Genomic DNA, 11,569 nt, shown 5'->3' with positions numbered 1-11,569 from the left:
AGAAGCACGAGCTAGTACGGCTCGAAATGGGAGACATCGAAAATCCAATCAATGTCCCCCACTTCTATGGACAACATGCCGAAGATCTTGTTGTCTTCGGCTTGCTCAAAGCTAGGTTTCAGCAACAGCGATTTCGCGACTGGTCATACTTAGATATTGGAGCAAATCACCCAGTCCACTGCAGTAATACATACCTATTTTATAGATGTGGTGCCTCAGGCGTGGCAGTTGAGCCCAATCGGGAGATGGCTCAACTATTCAAAAAGCATCGCCCTAGAGATCGGGTTATCATTGCTGGCGCCAAGTTTGATGAACGCGATACCGCGAAATTTAGAATTACCGAGAATAATCTCCTATCGACCTTTTCCTTAGAATTCATTGACTCTTGGAAACGCGTGAATGGAAGCGGTGCTAAGATAATTTCTTCTGAAGACATTGCCCTAGTAGACATTAACGATTTAGTTCAGGAGAACTTTCTGGAAAAGAACAGGAAGCTTCATCTACTAAATATCGATGTAGAGGGTTACGATCTGCAAGTCCTTAAACGGATAGATTTCAGAATTGCTCAACCTGAAGTAATAGTAGTCGAATATATCGTTCCCGGACAACCAGAATTGTCAAAGGAATTTTGTGAGATTCTTGAAAGTAATAATTACATCTTGATCTATAGAGGACGTCTAAATCTTATATTTCTTCGTAATAGGGGCGAGGACAAGATCTGACAAAAACCGTACGCTTAGAGCGAACAAAATAGGAACCACGGAGAAATACCCCCGAAGCTCCTATTAATCAATCACCGTTATCAGACGACGCTATCAACTTAACCTGAATTTGGCAGCAATAGTTTTCTCCGGACACATTTTTGAACTTCGTCCCTGAAACCGGACAGTTTCATTATTGACCCTATGCGGCCATTTTCCAAGTCATATTATTGAAGGCCTGTTGCGGCGTCTGATATCCGACGCCGGAATGGCGGCGCTGGCGGTTATAGAAGACCTCGATGTATTCAAAGATTGCAGCCTTGGCTTGAACTCGCGTTTTAAACCGCTGACGGTGCACCAGTTCCTTTTTCAGTGAGGCAAAGAAACTCTCCATAGGCGCATTGTCATGGCACTCCTTGTTGCAGGGGTCGCTCAGTGTCTGTAATTAGAAGGCTTGTTCGTCTTCATAAAGCTATCCGATGCCCCACAAGTTCCACGCCAGCCGTCGTCACAAATTTGACAAGAAGAAATATCGTGTCACGAACTGGCGTGACTATAACGAAAGTCTTCGTAATCGTGGCCTTGTTGCAGGGGTCGTGAATAGCTTAAAGCACGCCCAAACCCGTAAATTCAGGTCATGGGATTGCTTCGAACGCGGGCCTGCCGAGTTTGGTTATTGTGTTGAGAATGCTAACGCCAATCTTTGTTTCGGTCCTCTGATTGTTAAAGGTGCGTGCCTTCAGTTTGTTGCCGATGACTTGCTTCCAGCGTCCCATCTGCGTTTCAATTCGCGAGCGCTGATTGTAGCCTGTTTGTTTTTGCCAACCGAGGCGCCCTTTGTCTTTGATCGCAAGAATATGTTTATCTCGCGATGACGGATTCCGGTCAGCCTCAGGACTTAAAACAGCTGTTTTGGGTGGGGGAATGATAATCTCAACGTCATCTCCATACCGTGTCTCAAGGACCCTTCGTGTTGGCTCACCGTCATAGGCTCCATCGCCTAAAAACTTATTTACAGGACCGTCAACCTGATCCAGAAGGTCAGGCAGGACGGTCGGGTCACCTACATTTTCATAGGTGAGATCGGAGCATACAATCTCGCCAGTGTTCAAGTCCATACCAAGATGGAGCTTGCGCCAGGATCGCCGCATTGCCTTGGTTTTGTGTTTGTTTTGAAGCCATTCGCCTTCGCCATAGATCTTGACACCAGTACTGTCGACCACAAGATGCACCGGCTCTGTTCTGGCCTTTGCTGGCTTGGTAATCTGCAAGCCACCGGCTCGCCGGGACAACGTTGAAAAATCTGGAACTGACAAATCAACTTGCATCAATCGAACCACAGAGCGCATAAATCCTTGCGACTGTCGTAACGCCAAAGCGTATACGCTACGCAGTGTTAGGCATACCTCAATGGCTAAATCAGAATACTTGCGTTGCCCTCCGCGAGTGGTCCGGCGCTGCGCTGACCACTCCTTCCCAATCTCACGGCTGACCCAGATCGTCAAATCACCACGATTACGAAGACTTTCGTTATAGTCACGCCAGTTCGTGACACGATATTTCTTCTTGTCAAATTTGTGACGACGGCTAGCGTTGAACTTGTGGGGCATCGGATAGCTTTATGAAGACGAACAAGCCTTCTAATTACAAACACTGAGCGACCCCTGCAACAAGGCCGCTTGACGTTGTGATTTTGCGTACGGCTTCCAATTCCAGGGGGATTACCAGATCAGTTCACGACGATAGTAATTAAATTTAAATAAAATTAGCTTCTAAGTAAGTAATTATTAAATACAGTAAAGCTGTACGCATACGAAATATCTGTTGATGTGCCTTTTTTTTAAAACGTTATTTGGATCCTAAGCTATATATGAACATAAAGGATTTAGTTGTAGCCATTTAATACAATGCCGTTTTGCTGCAGTGGGTGAGTAATTTTACGTGTTCGAAATTGTAGGTCTATCTGTCCGTGTACCAGGGGCTTCAAACAAGGATGCGTTGTGGAGCCTATTAAGGTCCGAGCGCAACAGTATTACTGAAATTCCTAAGGATCGCTGGTCTCATTTCAGATATGAACATCCCAGAGTTTCAGAGCAGGGCAAGGCCTACACCTTCAAAGCAGGTGTGCTTGACGACCTATGGGATTTTGACCCATCTGTCTTCGGCATTTCTCCGCGTGAAGCAGAGCAAATGGATCCTCAACAGCGCATATTGCTGCAACTTACATGGGAAGCCATTGAGGATGCAGGGATCTCTCCTGATGAAATTGTTGGTGAGAACGTGGGTGTTTACGTAGGCACTTCGGCGCTCGACTATGCCAGCGAAAGCCTGTTTGATCCTAATGTGGCGAACGGCCACTTTATGACCGGTAATACGCTCTCAATTGTTTCTAACCGGCTCTCTTATATTTATGATTTAAAAGGGCCCAGCCTCACTGTAGATACCGCTTGTTCATCATCGCTGGTGGCATTACACGAGGCCTATCTCGCCTTAAGTTCCGGCCTAATTGATACTGCGATTGTTGCTGGCGTAAATGTTCTGGCTAGCCCGTTCCCGTTTATTGGGTTTGCACAGGCCACTATGCTCTCACCGGACGGGCAGTGTAAGGCCTTTGATGCGAACGGAAACGGCTATGTTCGGTCCGAAGGCGGTGCAGTGCTCGTCATTCGCAGAAAAGATGCTCCACGTTGGAAGGGGCAGCGCTCACATGCCGACATTGTGGCGGTTGATGTAAATTCCGATGGGCGGACAATAGGTATGTCTCTACCCTCTGATGTTGAGCAAGCCAAGCTGCTTGAGCGCATCTATCAAAAACATGATATTGACCCCAACCAGCTCGCCTTTATTGAAGCGCATGGCACCGGAACACGGGTCGGAGATCCTGCGGAGGCAGGCTCTATCGGGCGAACACTCGCGCAAAAACGCAGTGCCCCATTGCCGATTGGATCTATTAAAACCAATGTGGGTCATCTGGAACCCGCCTCTGGTCTTGTGGGTTTGATCAAATCTGTTCTGGCGCTTCAAAACGATTATTTTCCGGCCAGTTTGCATTTCAAGGACCCTAATCCGGATATAGACTTTGAAACGCTGAATATTCAAGTTGCAGCCGAAGGTGTTTCACTAACACGGGAAGAAACACCTCGGTATGCAGGCATCAACTCCTTTGGCTTTGGCGGCACCAACGCACATGTTATACTTACCGACCCTGTTCAATCTGCATACGAGCAAGAAGAACAGGTCGAAGACGGAGCTGCTACCCATAGTCTACTGCTTTCCGCACCGAGCAAGGAAGCGCTGGTCGAGCTTGCAAAAGCCTACTCTAATAGTGCTTTACTGGATGATCTCAGCATCCGTGATGTGTGCGCGACGAGCTATCATCGCAAACGCTTGTTTCTGGAAAAAGCTATTTTCCAGGCGCAGGATGCTACATCTATGCAAGCAGCTCTTTCTGACTTCGCAGAAGGGCAAACGAACTCTCGCGTAGACTACACCAATAAATCTATTGGGTCGGGAAAATGCGCCTTTGCATTTTCTGGAAATGGGGCTCAATGGGCAGGAATGGGACGAGATGCTTACGCATTTAACGACACCTTCCGCGCCACAATTGAAAAAGTTGACGCTCTTTTTGAGAACCTCTCCGGCTGGTCTCTCAAAACTGAGCTCTTTAGCGAGACGCTGGAAGAAGACCTTCAGAAAACCAGCAGGGCCCAACCACTACTTTTCGCCATCCAGGTAGCGCTGTGTCAGGCAATGCAGGATTATGCTGTTACGCCGGATATCGTACTCGGCCATAGCATAGGCGAAGTTGCCGCTGCTTATGTTGCCGGCGCAATTACGCTGGAAGGTGCCGTTAAACTCGTCTATCATCGCTCTGTAGAGCAAGAAGCTGTCGCCGGTCAAGGAACTATGGCTGCGCTTGTCTTGCCTGCGGAAGAGGCACGGCGCCTAATTGCAGAAAGCGGCTTCACTACGATTGAGGTGGCAGCAGAAAACAGTCCTAAATCTGTAAGCCTGTCTGGTAGCTGCGAAGAATTGGATAGTTTTGCAAAATATGCCCGCGAGAATCATGTTGCCTTCAAAAGAGTTGCCCTCAACTATCCATTCCATAGCGAACTGGTAGAAACAGTTGAGCACCCATTCCGAAATAAAATCGGGACGGTCGTATCAACCTCAAACTGCATACCGTACATTTCTACCGTGACAGGCTCCTTGAGTGAGGGGCAGGATCTTAATGCTGATTACTGGTGGCAGAATTTGCGTAGACCAGTTCTGTTTTCCAAGGCTGTTGCAACAGCAATCGATCTTGGCGCAGATATCATCATCGAGATTGGTCCAAAGCCAATTCTACAAAGTTACTTGCGTCAGGTTTTCGCCGGAAAAGGCGTGAACGGATCAGTGCTTCAAAGCCTTCCAGGCGAGAAAATCATCGACATTGATCCGGTTCTCAATCTGATCGCACGCGCGTTTCTGGCTGGCATCAAAGTCGACACTGACAAGTTGTTTGGATCCAATCCGGATAAGCCTGTCGCGCTAGTCGGCTTGCCGTGGCAAAATAAAAGCTACCGGTTTGAGAACAGTTGTGAATCCAACATGGAGCTCTTCAGAGGCGGTGAACACCCTTTGTTAGGCTGGCGTCCGAATGCGAATTACAATCTCTGGACCACGCATCTCGACAGGTTCACTGTTCCGTTTTTGCAAGATCACGTCATAAACGGGCAGATGATTTTCCCCGGTGCTGGTTATGTGGAAATGGCACTTGCAGCTGGAAAAACCCTATTTGAAACTAGTGCCGTTGAGCTACGCTCCTTGGACATCGTGCAGGCGATGGTTTTAAGTGACGAATTCCTGACAGAAGTCCAAACTGAGATTTTTGCGGAAACCGGTACAGTCAAAATCTCTAGCCGGATGCGTCTGAGCGGTGATGACTGGACCCTTCACGCGGTTGGCCGCGTAGGCCGGGTAGCAAAGCCCGCGGCTGCTATTAAAGTCGACTATGGATCTGCGCTGCTCGTTAGTTCCGGACATGATATCTACGATGACGCTCTAAAATATGGACTGGAATTTGGTCCAAGTTTTCAACGTGCGCAGACTATATCGCAGATTGATGAGAGTACGTTTCTTGTTCATCTTGCTGCGTTGGATGAAGATAAAATTTCTTCTCCGTTTGGAATTCATCCTGCCGAGCTTGACGGCTGTTTTCATGGCTTGCTTGCCTTGTTTCGAGAGGCAGATTCTCGAAACAATCGACCAAAAGCTTACGTCCCAATCTATTTTGAAAATATTCGCCAGTACCTGACTGGAGTTTCACCAGCATATGTCCAGATTAAGATAAAACGTGCCTCTGCGCTTTCCATTTTAGCTGATTTTCAGATTTTTGATGAAACTGACCGGGTTATTATTGAGATTTCCGGTGGTCGCTTTAGAGCAACAGAGCTTGGCCGGAAAGACAGCCCATCAGACTTGATTTACCGGATCGAGCCAGCTCTGGTTAGAGATCGAGCTGCGCAGAATAACACACTAGCCCAATCGTTTTCTCCTACTGAAGAATATGTGACAGAAAATTTCCAGATAGCCTCCGATGACGCAGAACGAGAAACTTACTTGCTTCTGAATGCAGCAGCTCAACGCGCCGCTTTTGATATCCTATCCAAATTTGTTGATAACGAACAGAACGTTGAAGTTGACAGTTTCCCAATCCACCATCGTAGATATTTTGTAAATCTGCTGACAATCTTGGAAAATGCAGGCGCTGTAACTGAGTGTGGTAATGGCCGTTATGAACTTACTACTGATTTTGAGATTCCAGAATTTGACTTGCTGATTGCGAGTATACTGGAAGAAAGCCCTCAGGACATAGCGGCTGCCACCCTGCTTTCCATCAGCCGTAAACGTGTTTTGGATGGGGTGGGTCACGGCGCATTGGAAGAGGATAGTCTTGAGCATTCCAGTGCGATGCTGGAACAGTACTGGTTTTCTTCCTGTGAAGCAAAAATACGCAAAGATTGTCTTGCACAGCGGCTAAAATCCGTTCTTTCCGACTGGGATATAAATACGCCGTTGCGTGTTCTGGATCTGGGAGGCTCCGGTCTGGGCCTCGCCCGAGACATTCTGCAGATTGTTCCACACAACCTAGTTCAGATCTGCATTCTAGACAACAATCATAAAAGCGCAGCCCGTTTGGCAGCTGGGGTTGTTGACGAGCCTAATATCACAGTTTTCGATGGGAGCGATCCGGACAAGAGCCACTTATGGGATGCCATCATGGCTGAGGGCCCCTACGACATTGCGGCCTCCTCTGGCCTGTTGCATGCAGCTTTGCAGAACGAACCAGAGCTTTTTGAAAAGCTTTCTGAACTACTATTGGATGGAGGGCAATTTATCGCAATTGAACCACCAACCGATATTTTTCACGATGTAACGTTCGGCCTGACGCCAAATTGGTTTGCAGCTTCCATTTCAGATCATTTCCCTGTTGGTCCACTTAAGACTTGCAAAGAATGGATAGATCAAATTGATGATAAAGCTTTCGGAAAGCCTGTCGCTATTGAGGCTATGAAAGAAGGCGCTTGTGTTGTTGTGCTGCAGGCGACAGCAATACCGGCTTTGGTGATCGCAACTGAGGACCAGGCAGCCAAGCTGCCGCAATCCCATTCAATCGTTGTTGTTGCTGGCAATGCGAAACTAGAGCTCGATATTGCAAAGGCCCTGCAAAACGACAATCGTTTATCGACATGCGACATCACAGTCATTGATGCTGATAACAGCCGTTTCAACTTAAACGAAGCAAGTGGCTGGGAGGCCGCACTTTTGGGTGTGCCACTTCTGGAAGCTGAGTTGAAAACCATTGTGCACCTTTATGGCCTCGCAGAGACTGGGGACAGTCCCGTCGATCAGGTCATGAAGCGCTGCGCAACATGCATTGGTTTCGTCAAAGCATACCCTGATCTGGCGGGGCAACTTGCCCTCATCGCCCCTGGTGGAAGTGGTTATAATCCGCAAACGGAAGCTCCAGCGCAAAGTGCTGCTTGGGCCTTTGCTCGTGTGTTTGGTAATGAAGCGCCGGAGTTGAACCCTGTCTCGATTGATGTCCGTTTAAATCAGGACGCCTCAGGTATTGCCTCCGATATTATTGAGGCGCTGCTGTATCAAGGTCATGAAACAGAATTTCACAGTACCCAGCAAAGCCACGCGGTATCGCGCGTTAAATCAGGGTTTGGTGCGGCCTCATTGCAAGCGGCAGAAAACGTAGAACTGTGCCTTACCGAGACTGGCTCAATCAATCATTTAAGCTGGCGCAACCAGCTCCGAGTTGAACCCTCCGAGGGTGATGTTGAAGTTCTTGTGGCTGCTACAGGCCTCAATTTCCGAGATGTCATGTGGACCTTAGGGCTGCTGCCAGAGGAAGCTCTCGAAGATGGTTATGGCGGGCCGAATCTCGGATTGGAAATTTCGGGAACAGTGACGCGTGTTGGCTCTGATGTTTCTGGGTTAACTGTTGGCGATAAGGTTGTTGCCTTCACATCTGGTGGCTACTCCTCTTATGTGACGTGCCCTCAATTTGCAGTAGCTAAACTTAACCAGAGCCAAGAGCTTATTTCTGCTGCGACCTACCCGGTTGCTTTTTTGACCGCTTATTATTCCCTCATCCACCTGGGAGACCTTAAAGCAGATCAATGGGTTCTTATCCATGGCGGAGCAGGTGGTGTGGGACTTGCTGCTCTTCAGATTGCAAAGCATGTGGGCGCGAAGATCATTGCGACAGCAGGAACGGAAGAAAAACGGGAAATCTTACGTCTGCTAGGCGCAGATTATACTATGGATTCCCGTAATCTTGAGTTTCCTGATGAGGTGATGGAACTCACCGACGGAAAAGGCGTACATGCCGTACTCAATTCGCTTGCCGGGGAAGCCATGGAAGCCAGTATCAACGTTGTTCGGCCGTTTGGACGCTTCCTTGAGCTGGGTAAGCGCGATTATTACGCCAATACAAAAATTGGTTTGCGCCCCTTCCGCCGCAATGTGTCGTATTTTGGTATCGACCTGGATCAGATCTTGCTGCACGATAGTGAATTGGCGCGCAAGTTGATTGAAGATGTCTTTGCCCTCATCAAGGACGGTACATTTACGCCTTTGCCTTACCTGAGTTTTGAAGGTCGCGACGTTCAGGATGCTTTTCGTCTGATGCAACGATCCGGCCATATCGGTAAAATCCTGATTACACCGCCAAAGCCAAATGAAATCAAGGTTCCTCAGGTCCATAGCAAGCTTAGATTTTCATCAGAAGGGCATCACATCGTTATAGGTGGTCTTGGTGGATTTGGGTTGGAGATTTGCCGCTGGCTGGCGGACAACGGCGCTCAGCGCATCACACTGACAAGTCGGTCTGCAACCATATCCGATTTGCACCAAAATCTAATTGAGACACTGGCTGGAAAAGGCATTTCAGTTTCCGCCGTGAGTTGTGATGTGACAGATAGAACTGCCGTTCACAACATGTTGTCAGCACACCGTGACACTGCGCCAATCAAAAACATCATTCATGCTGCAATGGTTCTGGATGACGGGATCATGCAGCAGTTAGATGAGGCCCGCTTCCGCAAAGTGCTCGAGCCAAAGGTTCAAGGTGCCAGCTTACTGAATGAACTGACGGCACAAGACGAGCTTGACCAGTTCATCCTATTCTCCTCTGCAACCACTTTGGTCGGCAATCCGGGCCAGTCCCACTACGTTGCAGCTAATGGGTATCTGGAAGGCCTTGCAAGAGCGCGCCGTCAGGCTGGTAAACCCGCAATAGCTGTAGGTTGGGGTGCTATTGGAGACGTTGGCTTCCTCGCCAGAAATAAAGATGTCTCTGGCAAACTCTCCAGACATCTGGGCGAGGCTACCATCAACGCACGTGAAGGTCTGGACATTTTACAGCTCTCGATGGAGCAAGATGATGGGCGGACGGCCAATGCTGTAATCTATATTGGCCGATTTGCTTGGGCTTCCGCACATCAATCACTGCCGCTGCTAAGCAAGCCTCTCTTTAAGGAGATTGTCGCTCGCAGTGAAGCTGGCAATGACGGTGAAGGCAAAACAGACATCATGTCCCTCATCGACGGTAAGACAGACGCGGACGCCAAGAAAATTGTGGCGCACCTGCTGGCTGGAGAGATTTCTCATATCCTCCGCCTGCCGGTAGAGGACATTTCCTTCCAACGCCCACTCGCAGAGTTAGGCATGGATTCTTTGATGGGGCTGGAACTACGCATGGGAGTTAAAAAACGCTTCGACTTGGAAATTCCGCTAACTTCCATCTCCGGAGGCACATGCCTGGATGATTTTGCAACGCAGATTTTACAAAAACTCCGCAAACGTGAAATCGGAGAGCACTCCAAAGAAGATGGCTCCCATTCGGTGTTGGCAAGCCAGCACCTCTCCAATGATCTGGATGAAGGACAGCAGTCTGTTGTTCGCGATATCCTAGATACCCAACACAATAAAACTGCACGAATTTTGAATTGATGACCAAACAAAAACAAATGAAATTGAGCAAGGACGATCGGCTGAACGCGTTAAGTGCAGTGCGCCGATCAAAAAACGCGGTTGCCAAGCCTAAAGCCGAGGAAACAGCGAGTGCTCTTGCCGTTGCGCCTAAGTTTGCGGATCTTCCAGGGTTTAAAGAAATTCGTCTACAGAAAGCCGTTGGTGATCTTTTGCAGATCAACAACCCTTTTTTTAGAGCCCATGATGCACGGGCAGGCGCGACAACGCAGATTGACGGCGAGACATACGTTAATTTCGCCTCCTACGATTATCTGGGCCTCAACGGGCATCCAAAAGTTCAGCAGGCAGCTAAAGCAGCGGTAGACCGCTATGGTATTTCAGCCAGTGCAAGCCGTGTCGTCGCAGGGGAACGGCTCATTCATGCAGAGCTGGAGCAACTTATTGCAAACATGCATGGCGTCGACAATTCTGTTGCCTTTGTGAGTGGCCACGCAACAAACGTCACCTGTATCGGGCAAATAATGCAGGCTGACGATCTGATTATCCATGACGCGTATATTCACAACAGTATTGTGACCGGAGCCAAGCTTTCCGGCGCTATGCGGCAGTCATTTCTGCATAATAATCTGGAAGCGCTGGAGGACATTCTTAAGCTCAGAGCACATAAACACCAACGCACTTTGATTGTTGTTGAAGGTGTTTACTCCATGGACGGAGATTTTCCGGATCTGCCACGCCTGATTTCTATTAAGAAGAAATATGGTGCATGGCTGATGGTCGATGAGGCACATTCCATCGGCATTATGGGTGAAACAGGGCGCGGTATTGGTGAGCATTTTCAGATTGATCCCAAAGATGTCGACATCTGGATGGGAACGTTTTCCAAAACACTCGCCGGATGCGGTGGTTACATCGCCGGATGTAACGATTTAGTGGACTACCTAAAACTGACAGCGTCAGGTTTCGTTTACAGCGTTGGCATTGCGCCGCCGATTGCAGCCGCTGTTTGTGAGGCTATTCGTCTAATGAAAGAGGAACCAAGCCGAGTTCAGGCCGCTCAATCTAACGGGCAATATTTTTTGGAAAAGGCGAAAGAAGCAGGCCTCAATACTGGAGAATCTAAGGGGTACGCAGTCGTTCCAATCATGGTTGGGGACTCCCTAAAAGCAGTTGTTCTGTCCGCTCGGTTACTTGACCGAGGTCTAAATGTTCTGCCGATCATCTACCCAGCGGTGCCAGAGAAATCAGCTCGACTTCGCTTCTTCATCACATCAGAGCATACGCAACAGCAGCTTGATCTTGCTATTGAACTTCTGATCGCTGAAGTTCAGCTATATGAGGGAAATCCGGTCTCAATTCAACAGCTCATGTCTTCCTAA

4 protein-coding genes and 1 pseudogene are annotated in these 11,569 nt (G+C 48.5%); 3 read left to right on the top strand and 2 right to left on the bottom strand.

The window, feature by feature from the left end:
- Positions 1-26 precede the first annotated feature (26 nt).
- Positions 27-722, top strand: coding sequence for an FkbM family methyltransferase (locus BLS62_RS26855; RefSeq protein WP_159436582.1), 696 nt, complete (start codon positions 27-29; stop codon positions 720-722).
- A 181-nt stretch (positions 723-903) separates the two neighbouring features.
- Here the strand turns inward: BLS62_RS26855 and BLS62_RS26850 are convergent.
- A pseudogene (locus BLS62_RS26850) lies at positions 904-1,113 on the bottom strand (IS3 family transposase); the annotation flags it as partial.
- Positions 1,114-1,336: 223 nt separating this feature from the next.
- A complete protein-coding gene (locus BLS62_RS26845) occupies positions 1,337-2,311 on the bottom strand; it encodes an IS5 family transposase (RefSeq protein WP_093189769.1) in 975 nt (324 codons plus the stop codon).
- Positions 2,312-2,642: 331 nt separating this feature from the next.
- On the opposite strand from BLS62_RS26845, the gene BLS62_RS26840 reads away from it, so the two are divergent.
- Both BLS62_RS26840 and BLS62_RS26835 read left to right on the top strand, forming a co-directional pair.
- Complete coding sequence (locus tag BLS62_RS26840; RefSeq protein WP_093189767.1) at positions 2,643-10,208, top strand: type I polyketide synthase; 7,566 nt, start codon at positions 2,643-2,645, stop codon at positions 10,206-10,208.
- Positions 10,208-11,569 (top strand): aminotransferase class I/II-fold pyridoxal phosphate-dependent enzyme, encoded by a 1,362-nt coding sequence (locus BLS62_RS26835; protein ID WP_093189765.1) that lies wholly within the window; start codon positions 10,208-10,210, stop codon positions 11,567-11,569. Before BLS62_RS26840 ends, BLS62_RS26835 begins: the two co-directional genes overlap by 1 nt.

The organism is Pseudovibrio sp. Tun.PSC04-5.I4 (assembly GCF_900104145.1).
GTDB lineage: Bacteria > Pseudomonadota > Alphaproteobacteria > Rhizobiales > Stappiaceae > Pseudovibrio.
This window is presented reverse-complemented; position numbering and strand designations above follow the sequence as displayed.